The organism is Actinomycetospora sp. ABD4_176, from assembly GCF_056311855.1.
This window is the reverse complement of sequence record NZ_CM149974.1, coordinates 5,461,169-5,484,688: the sequence shown is the minus strand read 5'-3', so window position 1 is coordinate 5,484,688 and position 23,520 is coordinate 5,461,169. Positions and strand designations below refer to the sequence as shown.

Here is a 23,520-nt window from a genome sequence, read left to right as displayed (position 1 = left end):
TCACCGCCGCGAGCCCCGCAGCAGCCCCCGGGCGATGGCGTTGCGCTGGATCTCGACGGTGCCCGCCGGGATCTTCAGGTTGCGTGCGATGCGGAAGAGCTTCTCCTCGGGCGACCCGAGCCGCAGGCCCGTGCCGCCGTGCACCTGCACCGCGCGGTCGGTCACGCGGAAGAACGCCTCGTCGTTGATGACCTTGACCAGGCTCGTGAGCCGCGGTGCCTCGGGGTGCAGCGGCATCCCGAACGCGCCGCCGGGCAGCTCGTCGAGCTCGGCCTGGGCCTGCAGCGACGCGGCGCGCGCGGCGTACAGGTCGGCGTCCATGTCGGCCAGCATGTGCTGCACGGACTGCAGCTCCGCGATCGGCGCGCCGCCCGAGGTGCGGGTCCGGGCGCGGTCGAGGGCGCGCTCGAGCAGCCAGGTGCCCCAGCCCGCGCACATGCCCCCGCGACACAGCCGTCGCCAGTTGATCCACGCCATCGCCAGCGCGAACCCGCCCCCGATCTCCCCGACGACGTCCTGCGCCGGCACCCGCACGCCCGCGAGGTGCAGCTCGCCGGTGAGGCCGTCGTTGAGCATGGTCGGGATGTCGCGGCCGCGCGTGAAGCCGGGGCTGGTCGCGTCGACGAGGAACATCGACAGCGACCGGGTGCCGGCGCCCGGCTCGGTGACGGCGACGACCTGCACGACGTCGGCGAAGTGCGCGTTGGTGATCCAGGCCTTGGTGCCGTCGAGGACCCAGTCGTCGCCGTCGGGGCGGGCGCGGGTCTCCATCGCGAGCACGTCGGTGCCGACGGCGATCTCGGTGTTGGCGAACGCCGCGGTGATCTCGCCGGCCATGAGCGGGTCGAGCCAGCGCTCGCGCGCCGCCGGCGAGCAGTGCTCGATCGCGGGGTTCGGGCCCTCGGTCCAGGCCAGCGCGGCGAGGCCCAGCCCGAGGCCCGCGTGCCGGTAGACGAACTCCTCGACGTGCTGCATCTCCGCGCGGGTGAAGCCGCCACCCCCGACCGCCGCCGCCACCTGGGGCGTGTACAGCCCGGCCGCCGCCGAGCGTCGCTGCACCTCGCGGCGCGCCTCCCACACCGCGGGGTGCATCCGGCCGGCCGCGTCGAGGCGGGGGTGGGAGGCGGTGCCGACGTCCTGCTCGGCGAGGGCGGCCTCCAGGGGCGCCACCTCCGTCTCCAGGAACGCGGCGAAGCGCGTGGTGTAGTCGGCGACGCGGTCGGTGCGGCCCGTGGTCACCCGCATGCCCTACGGCGCGCGGGGAGGTCCCGTCAACCTCCCGTCGATCATCCCGGCGCTCTACGGTCGACGCCGTGCCGCTGCTGACCTCCGGGGACTCGACCCTGCTCGTCGTCGACCTGCAGGAACGCCTCATGCGCGCGATCGCCGGCGCGGAGGCGGTGCTGGAGAACACCGGGCGCCTCGTGCAGGCGGCGTGCCGGCTCGGGGTCGGCGTCGCCGCGACCGAGCAGAACCCTGAGGGGCTCGGGCGCACGGTCGGCGTCGTCGCGGACCTGCTGCCCACCCCCGCCGTCGCCAAGACGTCCTTCGCCGCCGACCCCAGCGTCGCCGGCCCGGGCACCGTCGTCGTCGCCGGGTGCGAGGCGCACGTGTGCGTGCTGCAGACCGTGCTCGCGCTGCGCGCCGCGGGCCGGGAGGTCGCCGTCGTCGCCGACGCGGTGGGCAGCCGCCGCGACGCCAACCGCGACCGCGCGCTGGACCGCCTGCGCGCGCACGGCGTCGACGTCGTGACCACCGAGATGGTCGTGTTCGAGTGGCTGGGGACCAGCGAGAACCCGGTCTTCCGCGAGGTCCAGAAGCTGATCAAGTGAGCACCCTGGCCTCCGCGTCGCTTCTCCGCTAACGTTCGTGGTCGCTGACGGAGGTGGAGCGGTGGCCGATGACGACGACCCGGAGGGCGTGACGCTGCGCGCCCTGGTCGAGCCGCGGCGCCGCTCGATCCTGCGCCTCGTCGCGCACGACGAGCTCTCCGCCGGGGAGATCGCCGCCGCGTTCGACGTCACCCGGCCCGCCGTCAGCCAGCACCTCACCGTGCTCAAGGACGCCGGCCTGCTCACCGAGCGACGCGAGGGCACCCGCCGGCTCTACCGCGCCCGCCCCGAGGGCCTCGACGGCCTGCGGGAGTTCCTCGAGGACATGTGGGCCTCGTCGCTGGACACCGCACGCCGCCTCGTGGAGGCCGGCCGAGAGAGTGGACACAGGGGGATCGCCGATGACGAGCACCACGCCGCGGGCTGAGACCGCCACCGTCACCACCCTGCGCCGGCCCCCCATCCGGCAGGCGACGATGGTGCGCAGCACTCGCGAGCACACGTTCGACGTCTTCGTCGCGACCATCGGGCAGTGGTGGCCGTTGCAGCCGTACTCCGCCGGCAAGGAGCGCGTGCGCACGGTGGAGGTCGAGCCGCGCCTCGAGGGCCGGGTCTTCGAGCGCTGGGACGACGGCACGGAGTGCGACTGGGGTCGCCTGCTCGCCTGGGAACCGCCGGCGCGCCTCGTCATGTCCTGGAACATGACGCCCGAGCCCACCGAGGTGGAGCTGACCTTCACCGCCCTCGGGCCGTCGCTCACCCGCGTCGCCGTCGAGCACCGCGGCTGGGAGGCCCTGTCCGACGCCCAGCTCGGCGAGGACTGCGCGCGCCCCGGCGGCTACATGGGTGGTGCCTTCGTGCAGGGCTGGACCGAGGTGCTCGGCCGCCTCGCCGCCGCGGCCGAGGCGGGCTGACGGCGGGGGCGGCCCGCGACACGGACGGCTACCGTCCCCCGACGGGAGCCGACGCGGACGTCGGACCCGGGGAGGGACGACGGATGCGGATCACGGCGCTGTGGCGGTACCCGGTGAAGTCGATGCTCGGTGAGGCCCTCGAGGTCTCCCGGGTGGACGCGGGCGGGGTCGCGGGCGACCGCGCGCTCGCGCTGGTCGACGACGTGACGGGCATGGTGGCGACGGCCAAGCACCCCCGGCTCTGGCGCGGCCTGCTGCAGTACACGGCCGCCTCCCGCGACGGCGGGGTGCGCATCACGTCGCCCGCCGGCTGGACGCGCGACGCCCTCGACCCGTGGGTCGCCGACGCGCTCGCCCGCGAGCTGGGCCGTCGCGTGCGGGTGGCGGCGGACCGCCCGGATGCGGCGTCGGTCGAGCGCCCCGACCCCGAGGAGGTGCTGGACCGGGGCGTCGAGGCCGAGGTCGAGGCGCCGACGCTGGAGATCGCCCAGGGCACGACGGCCGGGTCGTTCGTCGACCACTCCCCCGTGCACGTCATCACCACCGCGACGCTCGCCGCGACCGGCGCGGAGTACCTGCGCTACCGGCCGAACGTCGTCATCGAGACCCCGGAGGGCACCGGGCCCTGGGTCGAGAACACCTGGATGGGGCGGGAGCTGCACCTGACGCGGGACGACGGCTCGTCGGTGACGCTGGAGGTGTCGCTGCCGACGCCGCGTTGCTCGGTGCCCACCCTCGAGCACGGCGCGCTGCCGCGGGCGCCGCACGCGGTGCGCGAGCCGATGCGCGCCAACCGGGTCGAGGTCCCGGGCTTCGGGGTGCTGCCGTGCGCCGGCGCGTACGCGCAGGTCACGCGCGGCGGCGAGCTGCGGGTCGGCGACACCGTGACCCTGGGCGACGCGCCGTGACGGTGCGGGTCGAGCGCCACGACGCGGTCACCGTCGTCAGCATCGACCGCCCCGAGCGGCGCAACGCCGTCGACCGCGCCACCGCCGAGCGCCTCGCCGACGCGTTCCGGGCCTTCGACGCCGACGACGACGCGGCCGTCGCGATCCTGCGCGGCGAGGGCCCGTCGTTCTGCGCGGGCGCGGACCTGCAGGCCGTCAGCACCGGGCACGGCAACCGCGTCGACCCCGACGGCGACGGGCCGATGGGGCCGACCCGGCTGCGGCTGTCGAAGCCGGTGATCGCGGCGCTGCACGGGCACGCGGTCGCGGGCGGGCTCGAGCTCGCGCTGTGGGCAGACCTGCGGGTCGCGGACACCACCGCGGTGTTCGGGGTGTTCTGCCGGCGCTGGGGCGTGCCGCTGATCGACGGCGGCACGGTGCGCCTGCCCCGGCTGATCGGTCGCAGCGCGGCGATGGACCTCGTGCTCACCGGCCGGCCCGTCGACGCCGACGAGGCGCTGCGCCTCGGCCTCGCGAACCGTGTCGTGCCGGCGGGCCAGGCGCTCGACGCGAGCCTCGAGCTCGCCCGCACGCTCGCGGCCTTCCCGCAGACCTGCCTGCGCCACGACCGGGCGGCGCTGCTCGAGCAGGAGGGGCTCGACGAGGACGAGGCCCTGCGCCGCGAGTTCGCGCACGGCCAGATCTCGCTGCAGGCCGACACCGTCGTCGGCGCGACCCGCTTCGCCGAGGGCGCGGGGCGCCACGGTTCGGGGGTGTGACGAGGGGTCACGGCGGCCGCCCCCGGTGGCATGCTGGCGCCGTGACCGAGCCGGCGCCGCCTCCTTCCGGGCCGCCCTCGCCCCGCATCGGCACCGCCGAGCGGGACGCGGCGATGGCGGCGCTCGACGCCCACCTCGAGGCCGGGCGCCTCGACGTCGAGGAGTACGGCGAGCGCAGCGCCCGGGCCGCCGAGGCGCGCACGGCCGCCGACCTCGAGCCCCTCTTCACCGACCTCCCGGACCCCCGTCCGCCCTTCGGTCCGACGCCCGCCCCGGAGACCCCGCGCGCGGCCGCACCCGCACCCGCACCGACGGCGCCCGAGCGCGCCCCCGTCGCGCGCCGCGAGCCCGGGGCGCTCGCCCGCTACGGGCCGGCGATCAGCGGCGCGCTGCCGATCATCGCGCTGGTCCTGTTCCTCACCGTCCCGATCCCCAACGCCTGGGTGTTCTTCCTGCTCATCCCCCTCGGCGGCTGGCTCTTCGCGAGCTCGCGACGCGACGGGCGCTGACCCTCGACCCACGGCCCGCAGCGGAGGACCATGCGCTGCACACGGCGGGCGGTCGGGGTGCTGTCGGGGCGAGGACACGGGGTGAGGACATGACACACGCGACGGGGCCGATCGGCTCGGGGGGCGCACCGACGGTGCGGATCGCGCAGGGCGGGCGCCGCTCGACCATGCCCTGGCAGGTCCTGTCCGCGGTCGCCCTGCTGGCGATGGGCGGCATCCACCTGTGGCTGGTGTTCAACGGCACCGGCGGGGTGCTCGGGAACCTGTTCATCCTCAACGCGGTCGGCGCGTTGATCCTCGCGATCGCCGTGGTCCTCACGCGCGGGGAGCTGCTCGCGATCTCCGTGGTGCTGGGCCTGCTGTTCCTCGCCGGCACCCTCGCGGCCCTGGTGCTCGCCCTCACCGTCGGGCTGTTCGGCATCAGCTCGAGCCTCGACTACGACCTGGCGCCGACCACCCTCGTCGTCGAGTCGATCGGCACCCTCGTCCTGCTCGTCACGACGATCCTGGTGCTGCGGCAGCGGCGCCGCGTCTAGCCCGAGAGCGCGGGCAGCGTCTGCGCCCGCCCGAGCAGCGGCCGCAGCGGGTCCCCGACCGCGGCGAGGCGGTCGAGCGCGGTCCGGACCGTCCAGCGGTCCGGCGTCAGCTCCGGGTCGTCCAGCTCGTCCCAGGTGATCGGCATCGACACCGGCGCGTCCGCCGCCGGTCGCGGGCTGAACGGCGCCACGAGCGTCTTGTTGATCGCGTTCTGCGTGTAGTCCAGCCGCGCGAGGCCGCGGCGCCGGTCGGTGTGCCACTCCCACGACACGAGCTGCGGGACGGTCCGGCCGACCGCGCGGGAGAGCTTCTCGACCCACGCGCGGGTGTCGTCGAAGGTGTAGCCGTCGGCGATCGGCACCCAGATCTGCACGCCGCGCTTGCCCGTCACCTTCGGCGCCGCCTCGACGCCCACGTGCCCGAGCGCCGTGCGGTAGAGCCGGGCGAGCACCAGCACGTCGGCGAACCCAACGGCGGGACCGGGATCGATGTCGATGAGCGCCCAGGTCGGCTGGTGGACGTCGGGCAGGCGTGACGTCCACGGGTGCAGCTCGATCGCCCCGTAGTTCGCGAGCCACACCAGCGCCGGGGTGCTGTCGACGACGAAGTACTGCTGGGTCTCGTCGGGCGCCGCCTCCGGGTTGCGCCAGCGCCGCAGCCAGCCCGGCGCGTGGTCGGGGACCTCCTTCTGCCAGAAGCCCGGGCGGGCGGTGCCGTCGGGGTAGCGGTGCAGGTTGACCGGCCGTCCCGCCAGGTACGGCAGGAGGTGCGGGGCGATCCGGGCGTGGTAGCGGATGAGGTCGCGCTTGGTGACGGGCGGGCCGGCGACGCCCGGGACCAGCACCTTGTCCAGGTTGGTCAGCGCGAGCTCGCGCCCGCCGACCGTCCAGCTCCCCCGCGCGCCCAGGGCGTCGAGGGCGGCCAGCTCGTCGTCGGACGCCGCGGCCTGCTGCGCGGGGTCGTCCGGCGCCAGCGGGACCTCGGCGTGCTCGGCGCTCGCCTTCGACACCCACATCGCCGTCGGGGCGGCCGCGACCTCGTCGTTGGTGCGCCCGCTCGTCACCGAGTGCGGGTGGTCCTCGGGGTCCCAGCCGTCGACGGCCACGTCGTCGCGCTTGTGCACGAGGACCCACTGCTCCTTGCCGCCCGAGCCCTCACCGCGCCGCCGGACCAGCACGAACCGCCCGTGGAGCTTCTCGCCGTCGAGGTCGAAGTGCAGCTCGCCCGCCGCGAGCGCCGCCGCCGGGTCGTCGGTGCGCGCCGGCGTCCAGGTGCCGCGGTCCCACACGATGACGTCGCCCCCGCCGTACTGACCGGCCGGGATGACGCCCTCGAACGACGCGTAGTCCATGGGGTGGTCCTCGGTGCGCACGGCCATGTGCCGTGCGGCGGGGTCGAGCGTCGGCCCGCGGGGCACGGCCCAGCTCGCGAGCGCGCCGTCGACCTCGAGGCGGAGGTCGTAGTGCAGCCGCCGGGCGCGGTGGCGCTGCACCACGAAGATCGGCGCCGCGGTGCTCGCCGACCCGCCGGCGGGCTCGGGCGTCGCCGCGAAGTCCCGCATGCCGCGGTAGGTGGCCAGGCGGTCGGTCCCGGGCTGGTCCTTCGGGGGCGAGACCAGCGTCCGCACCCACGCTGCCGAGGCGCGCCCCGGCTCGTACGCGGCGTCCCGGCGCTTGGCGACGACCCCGGCCAGCCCCTGCTCCCGGGCGAGCCCGAGCACCACGGCGGGCGCGGACTCCGTCGTCGCCGGCGCCACCGCCACCCGCGGCCACGCCTCGAGCCCGAGCTCCTCGAGCCGCGCGCGCCGCTCGTCCCAGGTCCGGTCGCGCAGGTCGTCGGCGTCGACGCAGAGCACGTCGGCGAGGTAGAGCGAGACCGCCGCGTCGTCCGGGCCGCACCGGTTCGCGACACGCTCGGCGAGCAGGTCGGGCCGCGGGCGGCCGCGCTCGTCCAGCACGACGACCTCGCCGTCGAGCACCAGGTCGTGCTCGGTGTCGAGGTGCGCGAGCTCGGGGTACGAGCCGGTCACGTCCCGGCCGTCGGCGTCGGTGAGGTGCACGCCGCCGGCGACGGTGGTCACCAGCACCCGGACCCCGTCCCAGGTGAGCTCCGCCGCCCAGCCGGGGCCGGTCGGCGGGGCGCCGTCGGTCGGGAGCATCGGACGCTCGGGCCCGGCGCGGTGTGCGGTCACCCCGCGGCGGTACCCGATCCGGGCCGGGCGGGTAGCCGGGGGCCATGTCACGACCAGACGAGGCCCGCAGTGACGCCCGCGACGAGTCCCTCGACGCCACCGACGTCGACCCCACCGGCAACGCGGTCGACAACGACGCCACGGGCGCGAAGGACAGGGCGGCGCAGGACACGTCGGCGACCGCGCGCGAGCACGAGGGCGACGAGGAGGAGGCCAGCCCGACCTGATCGCCGACCCCGCTAACGTCGTGGCGGTGACCGCCCGGGCCTGGATGAGCTGGTCGGGCGGCAAGGACGGCGCCTTCGCGCTCGCCGCGGCCCGCACCGACCCGGACGTCGAGGTCTCCGGGTTGCACACCACGGTCCGCGCCGACGGCGAGGTGGCCGCCAGCTACGTCCCGCTCGCCCTGGTCCGGGCCCAGGCCGCGGCGTTGGGCCTGCCGCTCGAGACCGTCGAGCTGCCCGTGCCGTGCCCGGACGAGGTCTACGAGGAGCGCACGCGCGCCTCGTGGGCCCGCCTGCGCGAGGGCGGGGCGACGCAGGTGCTCTACGGCGACCTCTTCCTCGCCGACATCCGGGCGTTCCGCGAGCGGGCCCTCGAGGGCACGGGGCTCGCGGCGCGCTTCCCGCTGTGGGAGCGGCCCACCGCGCCGCTCGCCCGGGACATGCTCGCGGCCGGGGTCCGCGCGGTGGTGGTCTGCGTCGACCCGGCGCGGGTGCCGTCGGCACTGGTGGGCCGGGCGTGGGACGCCGAGCTGCTCGCCGAGCTCCCCGACGGCGTCGACCCGTGCGGGGAGAACGGGGAGTTCCACACCCTCGTCACCGACGGCCCCGGGTTCGCCCGTCCCGTGCCCGCGACGGTCACGGGGACCGCCGAGCGCGACGGGTTCGTCACGGCGGTCCTCGCCTGACACCGTCCCCGCCTGCCACGCTGCGCGCATGGCTCCTCGTCTGCGGGAGGTGGCCGACGGCGTGCACCTCGGCGCCCTCGTCCCCGCCGGTCTCCTGCACACGGTGCTGATCGAGGGCCCGGAGGGCGACGTCGTCGTCGACGCGGGGTTCCCGTGGTCGGCGCGCCGCCTCGTCGCGCTGCTGCGGGGCCGTGACGTCGCCCTGCACGCCGTGACGCACGCGCACGGCGACCACGTCGGCTCGTCGGCGTGGCTGTGCCGGCAGACCGGCGCCCCGCTGGCGATGGGCGAGGCGGACGCGGGCCGCTTCGAGGACGGGCGGCTCGACACCCACTCCGGCGCGCTCGGCCGGCTCGTCCTCGCCCCGCTGGCCCGCGAGCGGCGGCCGGTCGACCGGCGCCTGCGCGAGGGCGACCACGTCGGCGGGTTCGAGGTGCTCGCCGTGCCCGGCCACAGCCCCGGCACCCTCGCGCTGTGGCGGGCCGAGGACCGCGTGCTCGTCGTCGGCGACGGGCCGGTCAACGTGTCGACGGACCCGCGCTCGCCGCGGTGGCTGCCCCTGCCGCGCGGCCTACACGACGACCCGGCGGTCGCGGTGGCCTCGCGCCGCCGCCTGGCCGAGCTGCGTCCGGCGCTCGTCGTCGCCATGCACGGCCACCCGGTGGCCGACCCCGACGCCTGGGGCGCGGCCGTCGAGTGATCTTCCGCGAGCAGGGTGCGGACGCCCGATCCGGGCGTAGCGTCACGAGATGGCCAAGGACCAGAAGACGAAGGACCCGAAGGACGCGAAGAACAAGGACAAGCGCGAGGACCCGGTCGCGACGGCGCTCACCGCCCCCGACGCCCCCGTCGGCGACCCCGGCTCCCCGGCGGTCGTGCCCGCCACCGGCCCGAGCGAGCGGGTCACCGCCGGCGCGCCGAGGACCTCGACCGCCCGCCGCGACGCAGCGTCGGCAGCGCCCGCCGCGCGCGGCGTGACCGACACGGTGGTGTCCACCGCCGCCGACGCCGCCCACGTCGTGCAGCGGGTGCTGCCCCACCGCGCGCCCGTCTACCTGGGCGGCGCGGCGCTGCTCGTCGTCGGGATCCTCGACTTCCCCGCCGTCGCCGGTGGCGCGCTCGTCTACGAGGCGCTGCGGCGCTGGCGCCCCGCCAGGCCCTGAGCCGCGCGGTCGTCGACGCCGCACCGCTGCGTGGTCCCCGACCTATCATGGTCGGCCGCGACGGCCGGATCGACAGAGGAGGAGAGGCACCGATGACGCTCAGCGACGACGCCGTGGAGGCACTCACCCTGCTGTGCCGACGGAGCCGGGACGCCGGCTGCGTGGTCCGCATCCGCTCGGTCAGCGCCGGCACGCTGCCGACGGTCCACCTCGAGCTCGACGCGGTCCCCCGCGACCGCGACGTCGTCGTCGCCCGCGGCGGCGTCACGGTCGTCGTCGACCGCGAGCTCGCGCCCGCCACGCAGGACAAGGTGCTGCACGCGGAGCCCCACGGCGAGGACGAGGACCGGCCGGTCTTCCTGCTCGAGGACGTCTCCGAACGCGCCTGACGCAGGAGGGGTCTCGTCCCGGGCGCCGACACGCCGATGCGCGGACCGCCGGTGGCGGCCCGCGCATCGGGGATCGCGGTGGTGTCAGTCCTCGGCCTTCACGGCCAGGACCGGCACCGGGCTCTCGAGCAGCAGCCGCTGGGCGACGCTGCCGAGCAGCGCCTTGCTCACCGGCGAGCGGCGCTTCATCCCGATGACGAGGCGCTGGACGTCGGGCCGCTGGTCGATCTCCTCGAGGACGGTGTCCGCCGGGTCGCGGTCCTCGGGGCCGGAGCGCTCGAGGAGCGTCACCTTCAGGTCCTCGGGCAGGCCCGAGACGTCGATGCTGTGCAGGGTCAGGTTGAGGACGACGAGGTCGGTGTCGAGCAGCCGGGCCTCGCCGGCGCCCGCGTGGAGGGCCTGAGGGCCCTCCCGTCCCTCGGGGACGGCGACGAGCACGGTCATGGTGGGTCCTTCCGGGAGGGTGGGCGGGTCAGGAGTACTGGCGCATGAACTGCTCCTCGAGGTCCTCGAGCGAGCGGCCGCGGGTCTCGGGCACCGAGCGGTACACGAAGATCAGGGCCAGGACGCCGAGGGCGACGAAGATGAAGAACGTCGGCGCGATGCCGAGGCTCTCGACGACAACGGGGAAGCCGAGCGAGACGACCGCGTTCGACAGCCACAGCACGAGCACGCTGATGCCGATCGCCAGACTGCGAATCTTGAGCGGGAAGATCTCGGCCAGCAGGAGCCAGACCAGCGGGCCGATGGTGCCCTGCATGCAGAAGACGAACAGCACGACGAAGACCAGGATGAACCACGCCTTGGCCGGGCCGTCGGGCAGCAGGGTGGCCGACAGGCCGACGAGCAGGTGGAAGAACGTCGTCAGCGCGAAGCCGCCGAGCAGCAGCGTGCGGCGGTTGACCTTGTTCATGATGAGCAGGCCGACGGTGATGCCCAGGACGCTGAACAGGCCGTTCGCGGTGTTGGCGATGATCGCGGCCTGGTCGGAGAAGCCGGCGTCGCCGAGCAGCTGCGTGCCGTAGTACATGATCGAGTTGATGCCGGTGAACTGCTGGAACATGCCCAGGCCGGCCCCGAGCAGGATCAGGCGCCGGATCCAGCGCACGCCCAGGTCGCTCGCCCCGGCGGTCTTCGACGCCCGCTCCTCCTCGGCGAGCTCGTGCACCTCGGCCATCTCGGCCTGCGCCCGCTCGGGCGTCCGCACCTGCTGCAGCACCGCCAGGGCCTCGTCGTCCCGGCCCTGCGAGACGAGCCAGCGGGGGCTCTCGGGCATCCGCAGCATGCCGATGAACAGCGCGATCGCCGGGAGCACCGCGACGACGAGCATGATGCGCCAGACACCCGGGTTCTCGCCCCAGATGTTGAAGATGATCGCGTTGATGACGAAGGCGGCGAACTGACCGCTGACGATCATGACCTCGTTCCGGGTCACGATGCTGCCCCGCCGCTCGGCCGGCGCGACCTCGGCGAGGTAGACCGGCACGGTGGCCGAGGCGCCACCGACCGCGAGGCCGAGGACGAAGCGGAAGAACGCCAGCACCGGCCAGGTCGGCGAGAGCACACAGCCGATGGTGGCGAGGGCGAAGAGGATCGCCAGTAGCAGGATGTTGTGGCGGCGGCCGAACCGGTCGGACAGCGCGCCACCCACGACGGCACCGACGGCCGCACCGAAGATCAGGATGCTCACGACGATGCCCTCGGTGAGGGCCGTGAGGCCGAGGTCGGTGGTCATCGGCTCGAGGGCGCCGTTGATGACGCCGGTGTCGTAGCCGAACAGCAGGCCACCGAAGGTGGCGACGACGGCGATGATGCCGAGCCGCTTCGAGTGCGGGCCGGGCACGTCCGGCGGGAGAGCAGCCCGTGACGGCTGCTCGTTGTAGGTGGTCATGACGTGGCGCTCCCCGTTGAGGAATGGCGTGACGAGATGTGTCGGGCTCTCGGCGAGGGCAGTCGCGGGCATCGTCCGGAACAGCGTCCCGGGGCCGTCGAGATCGACCGAATGTCCCTGGTGACGACGAGGATGACCGGGGGGTGTGATCCAAGTCAAGAGTTCCTCGACAGTTGTCTGTCGAATTCTTCTGCGCGATCGACATGCCACCTGAGCAGCGACGATGAGAACGAAAAAGGCCCGGGACGACGGTGCGTCCCGGGCCTCGCGCAGTTCGTGGTGGTCATTTTGTCGACCATTCTCCGACCGCCTTTCGAGCGCGGCGAAGAGAAGTCGGGAAAGGGCGGGAGAACGGCCCGACACCGATCCGGACGGGGGTTCTCCCTGGTCGGCCCGCGGTGTCGCGCGATGACGGAGACGTTACGGACCCGACCACCACCCGTCAAGACTTTGTCCTGACATTAGGTCCAAGTCGCCGGCCTAGACGTCCGCCGCTGCAGCGGTGAGCACGCCGGCCGCGACCTCGAGGCCCTCGAGGCGGCCGAGCTCGACGTCCTCGTGCTCGATGTTCACGGCCATGTCGGGGTCGACCTTCGCGAGGGCCCGCAGGAAACGGGTCCAGAACGCCTGGTCGTGGCCCTTGCCCAGCGCCACGAAGTCCCAGCCGGCGTTCTCCGGCCACGCGTTGAGCGTCGCGTCGCCGCCCAGCCGGACCGGGTCCTCGGTCACCTTGCGGTGCCGGTCGTCGAGGACACCGTGGACGCGCACGGCGTCGTTGATGCGGGTGTCCTTCGCCGCCGCCAGGTACACGAGCTCGCCGAGGTGCTCGATGGCGGCGACCGGGTCGATGCCCTGCCAGAACAGGTGGCTGGGGTCCATCTCCGCCCCGACCGAGCGCGCCCCGGTCTCCTCGACGAGCCGCGTGAGCGTCGAGGGGTTGAAGACCAGGTTGAACTGGTGCATCTCGATGCAGACCTTCACGCCGTGCTCGCCGGCGAGCGCGTCGATCTCCCGCCAGAAGGGGACACCCACCTCCGCCCATTGCCGGTCGCGCACGTCCGAGTACGTGGACTCGAACGGCATGGGGTTCCAGACCGGGATCGTCCCGCCCGGCTCCCCGGCCGGCAGCCCCGACATCGTGACGACCCGGCGCACCCCGAGCCGCCCGGCGACCTCGATGGTGCGCCGCAGGTCGCGGGCGTGGACCTCGCCGATCCGCGGGTCCGGGTGCAGCGGGTTGCCGTTGCAGTTCAGGGCGGTGAGCTCGACCCCCTCCGCGGCGAAGACGCCGAGGTAGTCCTCCGCCGCCGTGCGGCCCGCGAGCAGGTCGTCGACGGGCAGGTGCACCGGGGGCAGGAAGCCGCCGGCGTTGACCTCCAGGCCGGTCAGGCCGAGCGAGCGCACGGTCCGCAGGGCCTCGGACAGGGGCCGGTCGTGCAGGACCGCGTCGTAGACGCCGAGCTTCATGATCGATCTCCGGGATGTGGGCACGCCGGGGACACCCGCGGCCGGTCGACGGACCGGCCGCCGGGCCTCCGGGGCACGCGTCAGCTGTTGCGGGGGAACCCGAGGTCGAGCTCGCCGGCCTCGCCGCGGCGGGCGGGGTCGATCCAGCGGGTGGTGACGACCTTGCCGCGGGTGAAGAAGTGCACGCCCTCGGCGCCGTGGGCGTGGGTGTCGCCGAAGAGCGAGTTCTTCCAGCCGCCGAAGCTGTAGTAGGCCATCGGCACCGGGACCGGCACGTTGACGCCGATCATCCCGACCTCGACCTCGTTCTGGAACCGCCGCGCGGCGCCGCCGTCGTGGGTGAAGATCGCGGTCCCGTTGCCGTACGGGTTGGCGTTGATCAGCGCGACGGCCTCGTCGTAGGTGTCGACGCGGACCACCGAGAGCACAGGGCCGAAGATCTCGTCGTTGTAGATCGACATGTCGGTGGTGACGTGGTCGAACAGCGTCGGGCCGACGAAGAAGCCCTCCCCGTCGGCGTCGGGCTCGACGCCGCGCCCGTCGACCACGAGCGACGCCCCGGCGGCCTCGCCGGCGTCCACGTAGCCCGACACCCGGTCACGGGCCGCCGCGCTGACCAGCGGGCCCATGTCGCAGCCGCGACGCCCGTCCCCGGTGCGCAGCCCGCGGGCCCGCTCGGCGATCCTCTCGACCAGCGCGTCCCCGCACGAGCCGACCGCGACCACCGCCGAGATCGCCATGCAGCGCTCGCCCGCCGACCCGAAGCCGGCGTTGATCGCCTGGTCGGCGGCCAGGTCGAGGTCGGCGTCGGGCAGCACGACGGCGTGGTTCTTCGCCCCGCCGAGGGCCTGGACGCGCTTGCCGTGCGCGGTGCCGGTCTCGTAGACGTAGCGCGCGATCGGCGTCGAGCCGACGAAGCTGATGCTCTTGACGTCGGGGTGGGTGAGCAGCCCGTCCACGGCGACCTTGTCGCCGTTGAGGACGTTGAACACCCCGTCGGGCAGCCCGGCCTCGCGCCACAGCTCGGCGAGCCACAGCGCCGCGGACGGGACCTTCTCCGAGGGCTTGAGCACGACGGTGTTGCCCGCGGCGATGGCGATCGGGAAGAACCACATCGGCACCATCGCCGGGAAGTTGAACGGCGAGATGATCCCGACGACCCCGAGCGGCTGGCGGATCGACGAGACGTCGATCCCGGTGGACGCGTTCTCGGTGGCCGAGCCCTTGAGCAGGTGCGGCATGCCGCACGCGAACTCCACGACCTCCTGGCCGCGCGCGACCTCGCCGGCCGCGTCCGCGAGCACCTTGCCGTGCTCGGCGGTGATGATCGCGGCCAGCTCGTCGGCGCGGGCGTTGAGCAGCTCGCGGAACCGGAACAGGATCTGCGTGCGCTTGGTCAGCGACGAGTCGCGCCAGCGCGGGAACGCATCGCGCGCCGCGCCGATCACGGCCTCCACGTCCGCCTCGGTCGCGAACGCGACCTGGCGGGTCACCTGACCGGTCGCGGGGTCGGTGACGTCGCCCAGGCGCTCGCCGGTGGACTTGAGCACGGCGCCGCCGGCCCAGTGGTGCAGGGTCTCCATCAGGGGTTCCTCCCGGGTGCGGGCTCGAGGACGGTGTCCGTGCCGAAGTGCTTCGCCACGAGGGCGGTGATCGTGTCGCGGTCGCCCGTGACGACCTCGGTCGCGCGCTCCTCCCACCCGAACACACAGTGGGTCAGCGTGCCGTCGAAACCGGCCACGGCCAACGCCGCGAAGACGGCGTCGAAGTCGACCTCGCCGGCCCCCATCGGCGCGTGCTGGTGCACGCGGACCGTCGAGCCGGGCGGGTTGACGATGTAGCGCAGGCCGCCCGACGCGGTGTGGTCGAGGGTGTCGGCGAGGTGCACGTTGGTCACGCGGGCCCCGGCGCGGGCGATGATCCCGGCCGGGTCGTTGCCCTGGTGGAACGTGTGCGGGGTGCAGTACAGGAACGTCACCCAGTCGCGGTCCAGCCCGGCCACCATGTCGACCGCGGCGTGCCCGTCCTCGATGAAGTCGTCGGGATGCGGCTCGAGCACGAGGCGGATGCCCTCGCGCTCGAAGTCCGGGGCCAGCTCCTCGAACGAGCGCAGGAACATCGCCTCGGCGTGCTCCGCGCCCTCCGGGCGGCCGTTGAACTCGGTGTTCATCGTGTCCACACCGAGGTCGACGGCGATCTGGATCGCGCGCCGCCAGGCGCGCACGGCGGCCTGCCGGGCGTCCTCGGACGGGCCCGACCAGCGCAGCACCGGCAGCACCGAGGAGATGCCGACGCCGGCGTCGGCGGCCCGGCGCCGCAGCGTGGCGACGGTCGCGGAGTCGACGCGGGGGTGGGCGAAGAAGGGGATGAAGTCCTCCTTCGGCGAGAGCTCCATCCACGCGTAGCCGGCGCGGGCCACGGCGTCGGGCAGGTCGGTCAACGCGTGGGTGCGGTGGAACATCTGGGCGTCCAGGGCGAGCTTCACGACTGCTCCTCCCCCGTCGTTCCGCTCGCCCCGGACCGGACCTCCATGCCGGTCTCGATGCGCTCGCCCTTGACGACGGCGGCGACCCCGGCCTCGCAGATCGCCGCGGCGGCGTAGCCGTCCCAGCTGCCGGGGCCGTGGACGGCGTCGCCGCCCGACGCGATCCCGGTGCGGGCGGCGTCCACCCAGCGCTGCATCTGGTCGTCGTAGGCCTGGCCGAAGCGGGCCACGAAGTCCGGGGTGATCGTCCCGCCCCAGGTCCCGCCGCGCCGCTTCGTCACGACGTTCTGGTCGAGTCCGATCACCGCCGAGCCGTGCTCGGCGACGACCTCGGTGCGGACCTCGTAGGCGATCCCGGTGCGCACGAAGATCTCGACGGTCACGAGGGCACCGGAGTCCGCCTCGAACAGCACGAGCATCGGGTCCGACACCCCGGCCGGGGCGTCCGCGGTCGGGCGTCCGCGCACCACGCTGACCGCGGCGATCTCCTCGCCGAGCAGGAAGCGTGCCGAGTCGGCCTCGTGCACGACCGAGTCGCGGATCATGTACTCGGAGTCGAAGAACTCGGGCACCGCGGGGTTGCGGTGGGTGCAGTGCAGCATCAGCGGGGCGCCGAGCTCGCCGCCGGCGATCATCTGCTGCAGCGCGACGTACTCGTGGTCGAAGCGGCGCATGAACCCGACCTGGATCAGCCGGCGCCCGAGCTCGGTCTCGCGGCGGTGCACCGCGGCCGCGGTCGCCGCCTCGGTGGTCAGCGGCTTCTCGCACAGGACGGGCTTGCCCGCCTCGAGGCAGGCGAGCACCTGGGCCTCGTGTGCGCTGCCCGGGGTCGCGATGACGGCGGCGTCGACGTCGTCGGCGGCGATGGCCTCGGCGGGGTCGGCGACGACGCGGGCGCCGATCGGGTCGGCGACGCGGTGGGCCTGATCGTCGGAGACGTCGCTGACCACCGTCACGCGGGCGCCGCGGGTGCGCCGGGTGAGGCTGTCGACGTGGAACGAGCCCATCTTGCCGACGCCGAGGACCGCGATGCGGATCTCGTCGTTCACGAGCGGATCTCCTCTCCGGCCGGCGTCCCGATGCGGACCGAGCCGGCGCCGCACGAGCCGAGGTAGGTGTGGGTGCGCTGCGCGATCGGCAGCGGCTGGTCGGGCGGGCAGGGGTACATGTCCTGCTCGACGATGGCGAAGACGTCCAGTCCGGCCTCCTCGATCGCACCGAGGACCTCGGGCATCGAGGGCACGCCGTACGGCGGCTCGATCATGGCGCCCGCCTTGACGGCGTCCGGGAACGGCAGGTCCTCGGCCTCGACGCGGTCGATGACCGTGGGGTCGACCTGCTTGAGGTGCAGGTAGCCGATGCGCTCGGGGTACTTCCGGATGATCGCGACGTTGTCGCCCCGGTAGTAGGCGACGTGCCCGGTGTCCAGGCAGAGGTTGACGAAGCGGGGGTCGGTCGACTCGACGAACCGCTCGATCTCGGACTGGTACCCGACGTGCGAGTCGGCGTGCGAGTGGAACTGCACGCGCAGCCCGTACTCCTCCAGCACCCGGCGCCCGAGGGTGTCCATGCCGGTGGTCAGGCGGTCCCAGCCCGCGGCGTCGAGCGTCGGCGACTCCAGCGGCGCGCCGGTCTTGTGGTCGCGCCAGGGCTCGGGGATGACGACGAGGTGCTCGCCGCCCACGGCGCGGGTCAGCGCCGCGACCTGCGTGACCTGGTCCCACACGTGGTCGAAGCTGTCGGGGCGGTGCAGGTGCTCGAACACCGTGCCCGCCGAGACGGTCAGCCCGTGGGTGCGCAGGGTGTCGGCGAGCTCGGTGGGGTCGGTCGGCAGGTAGCCGTACGGGCCGAGCTCGATGACGTCGTAGCCGGCGGCCGCGACCTCGGCGAGGAAGCGGTCGGCCGGGGTCTGGTCGGGGTCGTCCGGGAACCAGACGCCCCAGGAGTCGGGCGCGGAGCCGACGCGGATCGAGGTCACGAGGGAGACACCTCTTCGCTGGGGTGGAGGAAGTTGCGCTGGGTCGACTTGGCGTCGTCGTAGGTCTTGCGGGCGCGCTGGGTGGACTCGAGCGCGGCCACCGCGGCGACGGGGACGTCCCACCAGGAGCGGGAGTCCGGGGCGGGGACGAGCGGGTCGGTCTCGACGTGGACGACGACGCTCTCCGTGGCGGCCTTGGCCTCGCGCAGGGCGGCGGCGAGCTCGTCGGCCGTACGGGCGGAGATCACCCGCACGCCGAGCGACGCGGCGTTGGCGGCGAGGTCGACGGGCAGGCGCTCGCCGTCGAGACGACCCGAGCTCTCCGAGCGGTACCGGTACCGGGTGCCGAACCGCTGCGAGCCGAGCTCCTCGGAGAGGGCGCCGATCGAGGCGTAGCCGTGGTTCTGCACGAGGACGGTGATCACCTTGACGCCCTCCTGCACGGCGGTGACCAGCTCGGTGGCCATCATCAGGTAGGAGCCGTCGCCGACCATCACCACGACGTCGCGGTCGGGGCAGGCCATCGCGACGCCCACGCCGCCGGCGACCTCGTAGCCCATGCAGGAGTAGCCGTACTCGACGTGGTAGCCCTTCGGGTCCCGCGTGCGCCACAGTTTGTGCAGGTCACCGGGCATCGACCCGGCGGCACAGACCACGACGTCACGCGGGTCGGTGAGGTCGTTGACCAGGCCGATGACGGCGTTCTGGGTGAGCAGGCCGTTCGACTCGGCCGCCACCTCGGCGGCGTCGACCGTCGACTCCCACTCCGCGTCGAGACGCCGGTACTCGTCCTCGTACGCCACGTCGACGCGGTGGCCCTCGAGTGCTGACGTCAGCGCCTCGAGGGTCTCCCGGGCGTCGGCGACGACGCCGATACCGGCGTGCTTCACCGCGTCGAGCCCGGCGACGTTGACGTTGACGAACCGGACGTCCGGCGCCTGGAACGCGGTGCGGCTGGCGGTGGTGAAGTCCGAGTACCGGGTGCCGATCCCGATGACGACGTCGGCGTCGCGGGCGATCGCGTTGGCCGCCGTGGTGCCGGTGGACCCGAGGGCGCCGAGGCACTGCGGGTGGTCGAACACCAGCGTGCCCTTGCCGGCCTGGCTCTGGCCGACCGGGATGCCGGTGGCCTCGCAGAACGCCGCGAGGGCCGCGGTCGCTCCGCTGTAGTGGACGCCGCCGCCGGCGACGACGAGCGGGCGCCGGGCCGACCGGACGGCCTCCGCGGCACGGGCGAGCGCCGCGCGCTCGGGCAGCGGACGGGCGACGTGCCAGACCCGCTTCGCGAACAGCTCCACCGGCCAGTCGTGGGCCTGCGCCTGCACGTCCTGCGGGAAGCAGACCGTGACCGCGCCGGTCTCCGCCGGGTCGGTGAGCACCCGCATCCCCGCGAGCATCGCCGAGGGCAGCTGCTCGGGGCGCCACACGCGGTCGAAGTACCGCGACACCGGACGGAAGCAGTCGTTGACGGTGACGTCGCCCGAGGCCGGCAGCTCCAGCTCCTGGAGCAGCGGCGACGCCGCCCGGTCGGCGAAGGTGTCGGCGGGCAGCAGCAGCACCGGCAGCCGGTTGATCGTGGCCAGCGCCGCACCGGTGACCATGTTGGTCGCACCGGGGCCGACGCTCGTGGACACCGCCCAGGTCTGCAGGCGGTCCTTCATCCGGGCGTACGCGGCCGCGGAGTGCACCATGGCCTGCTCGTTGCGGCCGAGGACGTAGGGCAGCTCGTCCGGGTCCGCCAGCTCGGACTCGAGCAGTGCCTGCCCGATGCCGGCGACGTTGCCGTGCCCGAAGATGCCGAAGCAGCCGGCGAACAGCCGCTGCTCGACGCCGTCGCGCTCGGAGTACTGGGCGCCCAGGAAGCGGACGAGGGCCTGGGCGACGGTGAGACGGACCGTGTCAGTCATCGGTGGGCACCAATCGCGGGTCGACCGGCTGGTCCGCCCACGTCGCGCGGACCCAGGCCTGGTCGGGGTGGTCGGTGATCTTCCAGGCGCGCTCGCCCGGGCCGGCCATGACGTTGAGGTAGTACATGTCGTGACCGGGCGCCGCGGCGCACGGGCCGTGCCAGCCGTGGGGCACGAGCACCGTGTCGCGGTCGTGGACCTCGACGAGCACGTCGATCTCCCCGGCGCCGGAGGCGCTGGTGCGGTGGAAGCCGAGACCGGGCTCGCCGTGCGGGCCGGGCGCGATCTCGTAGTAGTAGATCTCCTCGAGGGCCGACTCGGTGTCGGTCTCCTCGTCGTGCTTGTGGGCGGGGTAGCTCGACCAGTTCCCGCCCGGGGTGACGACCTCGACGGCGATGAGGTTGCCGGCCTCGACCACGCCGGCGGCCCCGAAGTTGCGGACCCGGCGGCTGCACTGCCCGGCCCCGCGCAGCTCGACGGGCACGTCGGCGGCCGGGAGGTACCGGAACGGCAGCACGACGTCGCAGCGCGCGCCGGTGAGCGCGACCCGGGCCGGCCCCTCCGCGGCCCGGATCGTGGCCGTCGTGCCGAGCGGCAGGTACGCCGTGTCGGTCGGCCCGGCGAAGACGTCGGGCCGGCCGGCGAGCACGTGCTCGGTGACGCCGTCGGTGACCGTGACGCCGCCGGACAGCGGGACGACGATCATCTCCTCGTCGCCGGTGTCGAGGGTGTGCGCGGTGCCGGCGGGGAGGGTCAGGGTGCGCAGGCTCGAGTGCGACCAGCCGGCGACGGTGGGTGTCACCTCGAGGTCGTAGCCGTGCGTCGCGGCCGTACCCGCGGGCAGGTGCAGCTCGGTGCGGGTCGGTGCGCTCACGACGCCACCTCCGGCCGGACCATGGCGACGGCGGTGTCGACGGCGCCGGCGACGTCGTCGTCGGCGGGGTAGAGCAGGGTGCGCCCGACGATGAGGCCGCGCACGCCGGGCAGCGCGAGCGCGTGGCGCCACGACGCGTAGGTCTCGTCGGGCGCGGTGGTCGGGTCGCCCCCGAGCAGGAGGGTCGGCAGCGTGGTCGCGTCCATGACGCGCTCCATCTCGTCGACCACCGGCAGCTTCATCCAGGTGTAGGCGCTGCCGGCACCCAGGCCCTGCGCGATGTGGATCGACCGGACGACGGCGTCGGCGGAGAGGTCGTTGACGACCTTGCCCTCGATGCGCCGGGAGATGAACGGCTCCACCATGGCGACGGTCTGTGCGCGGTTGAGCTCGGTGACGGCGTCGGCGCAGGCCTGCAGCGTCGCGACCGTGGCCGGGTCGTCGTAGTCGATGCGGGTGAGCATCTTGGCGGCGTCGAAGCCGGACTCGACGGTGCCGCGCACGTCGTAGCCGGTCATGCGGTCGTCCATCTCGAAGGTCGCGCCGGCGAGGCCGCCGCGGTTGAGCGACGACACGACGACCTTGTCCTCGAGCGCGCCGAGCAGCAGCAGGTCCTCGAGGATGTCCGCCGTCGCGAGCACGCCGTCGACGCCCGGGCGGGCCAGCGCCGCGGCGAGGCGGTCGAGCAGCTCGGGACGGCTGGCCATGGCGTCGGCGCGCCCGGCGGCGGACAGCGCACCGCGGGCGGGGTGGTCGGCCGCGACGATCATGAGACGACCGTCCGCGGGCACGAACGGGCGCCGGCGGCGGGCGGCGAGGAGCTTCGCGATCCGCTCGGGCTCGGTGGCCCGGATCTCGCGGACCTCGTCGTGGGTGGCGGCGAACTCGGCCTCGCTCACAGCAGGGTGCCCTTCTCGAGCAGGTCGTTGATCTCGTCGGGGGTGGGCATGGCGGTGGAGCACTCCAGCCGCGCGGCGACGATGGCGCCGGCGGCGTTGGCCCGGGTCAGCACGGTCGCGAGGTCCCAGCCGCTGAGCAGGCCGTGCGCGAGCGAGCCGCCGAAGCTGTCGCCGGCGCCGAGGCCGTTGAACGGAGTGACGGGGATGGGCGGGGCGACGACGCGCTCGCCGGCGCGGGTCTTGCCGAGCACCCCGCGAGGGCCCTGCTTGACCACGGCGACCTCGACGCCGGCCTCGAGCAGCGCGTCGGCCGCGCGCTCCGGGTCGGTCTCGCCGACCGCGACCTCGCACTCCTCGCGATTGCCGACCGCGACGGTGACCTGGCCGAGGACCTTCTGGACCTCCGAGGTGGCGGTCGCGGCGTCGGGCCAGAACATCGGGCGGTAGTCGAGGTCGAGCACGACGTGGCCGTGCCGGTCGCGGGCGGCGAGCACGTCGTGGTGGGTCTGCCGGCTGGGCTCCTCGGAGAGCCCGGTGACCGACAGCCACAGCAGGTCGACGTCCCGGACGGTGTCGAGGTCGACGTCGGCGGTGCGCACCTGGAGGTCGGGGGCGGTGGGCCGGCGGTAGAACCACAGCGGGAAGTCGTCCGGCGGGAAGATCTCGCAGAAGGTGACGGGCGTGAGGTGGTGCGGGTCGGTCACGACGTGCGCGTCGTCGACGCCGAGCCGGCGCAGCTCGCGGCGCACGTAGCGGCCGAACGGGTCGTCGCCGACGCCGGTGATGATCGCGGCGCGCCGACCGAGCCGGCTCGCGGCGACCGCGACGTTGGCGGTGGTGCCGCCGAGGAACTTGCCGAAGGTCTCGACGTCCTCGAGGCCGATCCCGGTCTGCAGCGGATAGATGTCGACGCCGCTGCGACCGAACGTCAGGACCTCCGGCACGGTGCGCGGGGCGGTGCTCATGGGCTGTCCTCGGCTGCTGGGGTGGCTGGCTGGTCGCCGGCTGGTGGGTCCCCGCCGTCGCACGGTGGCGCGGCGATGACGAGGACGTTAAGCAGCGCGACGCGGCAGCGTCAATACTTTGTCCGGACATAGAGTCATAGAGACGAACGACGCTGCAGCCGCTACGCTGACCACCATGACCGTCGCCTCCGGGCCCGTCGAGCTGGACATCGACCTCGACCGCTCCAGCCCGGTGCCGCTCTACCACCAGCTCGCGGTCGCCCTCGAGCGCGCGATCGGCGACGGCCGCCTGCGCGCGGGCGATCGCCTCGAGAACGAGCTGGCCATGACCACCCGCCTCGGCCTCGCCCGCCCCACGGCGCGCCAGGCCATCCAGGAGCTCGTGCGCAAGGGCCTGCTGGTGCGCAAGCGCGGCGTCGGGACGCAGGTCGTCGCGGCACCGCCGATCCGCCGGGACGTCAAGTTCTCGAGCCTGCACGACGACCTCGCGTCCTCGGGCCACGAGCCGTCGACGGAGCTGCTCGAGCGCGCGACGGGCACACCGGCCGAGCTCGGCGTCGACGACCTCGTCGAGGTCGACGAGCCGCTGACGTACCTGCGCCGCCTGCGGCGGGTCGACGGCGAGCCGCTCGCGATCATGTCCAACTACCTGCCCGCCCGGTTCCGGCTCGAGGACGACGACCTGCGCGAGCGCGGCCTCTACGCGACGCTGCGCGCGCAGGGCGTCGGCTTCGCCATCGCGCACCAGACCATCGGCGCGCGCCTCGTCACCACCGAGGAGGCCGGGCTCCTCGGGGAGGCCGAGCCGGCGGCCTGCGTGACGATGCAGCGCCTCGTCTACGACGACACGGGGCGCCTCGTCGAGCTCGGCCGACACATCTACCGCGCGTCGCAGTACTCGGTGCAGACCTCGCTGGTGATCTGAGGGCGCGGAGTCGGGCGG

The 23,520-nt window shown here is 74.1% G+C and carries 26 protein-coding genes; 13 read left to right on the top strand and 13 right to left on the bottom strand.

Going from position 1 to position 23,520, the window contains the following annotated elements:
* Positions 1-1,239: an acyl-CoA dehydrogenase family protein gene (locus tag ACYX4T_RS26590; protein WP_476012206.1), complete on the bottom strand. Its 1,239-nt coding sequence runs from the start codon at positions 1,237-1,239 to the stop codon at positions 1-3.
* 74 nt (positions 1,240-1,313) lie between these two features.
* Between ACYX4T_RS26590 and ACYX4T_RS26585 the strand changes: the two genes are divergently transcribed.
* The 7 genes from ACYX4T_RS26585 (at position 1,314) to ACYX4T_RS26555 (ending at position 5,457) form a co-directional block, all read left to right on the top strand.
* The gene (locus ACYX4T_RS26585) at positions 1,314-1,832 is read left to right on the top strand and encodes an isochorismatase family protein (RefSeq protein WP_476012205.1); all 519 of its coding nucleotides are present in this window, start codon (positions 1,314-1,316) and stop codon (positions 1,830-1,832) included.
* A gap of 61 nt (positions 1,833-1,893) precedes the next feature.
* The gene (locus ACYX4T_RS26580; protein ID WP_476012204.1) at positions 1,894-2,259 is read left to right on the top strand and encodes an ArsR/SmtB family transcription factor; all 366 of its coding nucleotides are present in this window, start codon (positions 1,894-1,896) and stop codon (positions 2,257-2,259) included.
* Complete coding sequence (locus ACYX4T_RS26575) at positions 2,234-2,746, top strand: SRPBCC domain-containing protein (RefSeq protein WP_476012203.1); 513 nt, start codon at positions 2,234-2,236, stop codon at positions 2,744-2,746. The genes ACYX4T_RS26580 and ACYX4T_RS26575 overlap by 26 nt, the downstream gene beginning before the upstream one ends.
* Positions 2,747-2,829: 83 nt before the next feature.
* Positions 2,830-3,654 (top strand): MOSC domain-containing protein, encoded by an 825-nt coding sequence (locus ACYX4T_RS26570; protein WP_476012202.1) that lies wholly within the window; start codon positions 2,830-2,832, stop codon positions 3,652-3,654.
* On the top strand, positions 3,651-4,412 hold the full coding sequence (locus ACYX4T_RS26565) for a crotonase/enoyl-CoA hydratase family protein (RefSeq protein ID WP_476012201.1): 762 nt from the start codon (positions 3,651-3,653) through the stop codon (positions 4,410-4,412). The genes ACYX4T_RS26570 and ACYX4T_RS26565 overlap by 4 nt, the downstream gene beginning before the upstream one ends.
* A 41-nt stretch (positions 4,413-4,453) precedes the next feature.
* Positions 4,454-4,921, top strand: coding sequence for a DUF1707 SHOCT-like domain-containing protein (locus ACYX4T_RS26560; protein WP_476012200.1), 468 nt, complete (start codon positions 4,454-4,456; stop codon positions 4,919-4,921).
* Positions 4,922-5,010: 89 nt separating this feature from the next.
* Positions 5,011-5,457, top strand: a complete 447-nt coding sequence (locus ACYX4T_RS26555) for a hypothetical protein (RefSeq protein ID WP_476012199.1) — start codon at positions 5,011-5,013, stop codon at positions 5,455-5,457.
* Here the strand turns inward: ACYX4T_RS26555 and ligD are convergent.
* Complete coding sequence (gene ligD, locus ACYX4T_RS26550) at positions 5,454-7,649, bottom strand: non-homologous end-joining DNA ligase LigD (protein ID WP_476012198.1); 2,196 nt, start codon at positions 7,647-7,649, stop codon at positions 5,454-5,456. The two genes, ACYX4T_RS26555 and ligD, sit on opposite strands and share 4 nt — an antisense overlap.
* Before the next feature lie 44 nt (positions 7,650-7,693).
* On the opposite strand from ligD, the gene ACYX4T_RS26545 reads away from it, so the two are divergent.
* From ACYX4T_RS26545 to ACYX4T_RS26525, 5 genes are all read left to right on the top strand, one after another.
* Positions 7,694-7,876 (top strand): hypothetical protein, encoded by a 183-nt coding sequence (locus tag ACYX4T_RS26545; RefSeq protein ID WP_476012197.1) that lies wholly within the window; start codon positions 7,694-7,696, stop codon positions 7,874-7,876.
* Between the two features lie 26 nt (positions 7,877-7,902).
* Complete coding sequence (locus tag ACYX4T_RS26540) at positions 7,903-8,559, top strand: Dph6-related ATP pyrophosphatase (protein ID WP_476012196.1); 657 nt, start codon at positions 7,903-7,905, stop codon at positions 8,557-8,559.
* Positions 8,560-8,587: 28 nt separating this feature from the next.
* The gene (locus ACYX4T_RS26535) at positions 8,588-9,259 is read left to right on the top strand and encodes an MBL fold metallo-hydrolase (protein ID WP_476012195.1); all 672 of its coding nucleotides are present in this window, start codon (positions 8,588-8,590) and stop codon (positions 9,257-9,259) included.
* Between the two features lie 49 nt (positions 9,260-9,308).
* Positions 9,309-9,722 (top strand): hypothetical protein, encoded by a 414-nt coding sequence (locus ACYX4T_RS26530; protein ID WP_476012194.1) that lies wholly within the window; start codon positions 9,309-9,311, stop codon positions 9,720-9,722.
* A 92-nt stretch (positions 9,723-9,814) separates the two neighbouring features.
* Entirely contained in the window at positions 9,815-10,111 is a 297-nt protein-coding gene (locus tag ACYX4T_RS26525) for an iron-sulfur cluster assembly accessory protein (protein ID WP_476012193.1), read from the top strand.
* An 84-nt stretch (positions 10,112-10,195) separates the two neighbouring features.
* Here ACYX4T_RS26525 and ACYX4T_RS26520 read toward each other — a convergent pair whose 3' ends face one another.
* The 11 genes from ACYX4T_RS26520 to iolC all read right to left on the bottom strand — a co-directional run bounded on the left by ACYX4T_RS26520 (position 10,196) and on the right by iolC (position 22,577).
* The gene (locus tag ACYX4T_RS26520; RefSeq protein ID WP_476012192.1) at positions 10,196-10,555 is read right to left on the bottom strand and encodes a universal stress protein; all 360 of its coding nucleotides are present in this window, start codon (positions 10,553-10,555) and stop codon (positions 10,196-10,198) included.
* 28 nt (positions 10,556-10,583) lie between these two features.
* On the bottom strand, positions 10,584-12,074 hold the full coding sequence (locus ACYX4T_RS26515) for a sugar porter family MFS transporter (RefSeq protein ID WP_476012191.1): 1,491 nt from the start codon (positions 12,072-12,074) through the stop codon (positions 10,584-10,586).
* Positions 12,075-12,482: 408 nt separating this feature from the next.
* Positions 12,483-13,469: a sugar phosphate isomerase/epimerase family protein gene (locus ACYX4T_RS26510; RefSeq protein ID WP_476012190.1), complete on the bottom strand. Its 987-nt coding sequence runs from the start codon at positions 13,467-13,469 to the stop codon at positions 12,483-12,485.
* An 80-nt stretch (positions 13,470-13,549) separates the two neighbouring features.
* Positions 13,550-15,052: a CoA-acylating methylmalonate-semialdehyde dehydrogenase gene (locus ACYX4T_RS26505; RefSeq protein WP_476012189.1), complete on the bottom strand. Its 1,503-nt coding sequence runs from the start codon at positions 15,050-15,052 to the stop codon at positions 13,550-13,552.
* Entirely contained in the window at positions 15,052-15,954 is a 903-nt protein-coding gene (locus tag ACYX4T_RS26500; RefSeq protein ID WP_476012188.1) for a sugar phosphate isomerase/epimerase family protein, read from the bottom strand. Before ACYX4T_RS26500 ends, ACYX4T_RS26505 begins: the two co-directional genes overlap by 1 nt.
* On the bottom strand, positions 15,951-17,003 hold the full coding sequence (locus ACYX4T_RS26495; protein ID WP_476012187.1) for a Gfo/Idh/MocA family protein: 1,053 nt from the start codon (positions 17,001-17,003) through the stop codon (positions 15,951-15,953). Before ACYX4T_RS26495 ends, ACYX4T_RS26500 begins: the two co-directional genes overlap by 4 nt.
* A complete protein-coding gene (locus tag ACYX4T_RS26490; RefSeq protein ID WP_476012186.1) occupies positions 17,000-17,932 on the bottom strand; it encodes a sugar phosphate isomerase/epimerase family protein in 933 nt (310 codons plus the stop codon). Before ACYX4T_RS26490 ends, ACYX4T_RS26495 begins: the two co-directional genes overlap by 4 nt.
* On the bottom strand, positions 17,929-19,839 hold the full coding sequence (iolD, locus tag ACYX4T_RS26485; RefSeq protein WP_476012185.1) for a 3D-(3,5/4)-trihydroxycyclohexane-1,2-dione acylhydrolase (decyclizing): 1,911 nt from the start codon (positions 19,837-19,839) through the stop codon (positions 17,929-17,931). The genes ACYX4T_RS26490 and iolD overlap by 4 nt, the downstream gene beginning before the upstream one ends.
* Positions 19,832-20,713, bottom strand: coding sequence for a 5-deoxy-glucuronate isomerase (iolB, locus tag ACYX4T_RS26480; RefSeq protein WP_476012184.1), 882 nt, complete (start codon positions 20,711-20,713; stop codon positions 19,832-19,834). The genes iolD and iolB overlap by 8 nt, the downstream gene beginning before the upstream one ends.
* Positions 20,710-21,612, bottom strand: coding sequence for a Cgl0159 family (beta/alpha)8-fold protein (locus tag ACYX4T_RS26475; protein WP_476012183.1), 903 nt, complete (start codon positions 21,610-21,612; stop codon positions 20,710-20,712). Before ACYX4T_RS26475 ends, iolB begins: the two co-directional genes overlap by 4 nt.
* The gene (gene iolC, locus ACYX4T_RS26470; protein WP_476012182.1) at positions 21,609-22,577 is read right to left on the bottom strand and encodes a 5-dehydro-2-deoxygluconokinase; all 969 of its coding nucleotides are present in this window, start codon (positions 22,575-22,577) and stop codon (positions 21,609-21,611) included. Before iolC ends, ACYX4T_RS26475 begins: the two co-directional genes overlap by 4 nt.
* 175 nt (positions 22,578-22,752) lie before the next feature.
* Between iolC and ACYX4T_RS26465 the strand changes: the two genes are divergently transcribed.
* Positions 22,753-23,502 carry a GntR family transcriptional regulator gene (locus ACYX4T_RS26465; RefSeq protein WP_476012181.1) on the top strand — a complete coding sequence of 250 codons (750 nt, stop codon included), beginning with the start codon at positions 22,753-22,755 and terminating at the stop codon, positions 23,500-23,502.
* Positions 23,503-23,520: the final 18 nt, after the last annotated feature.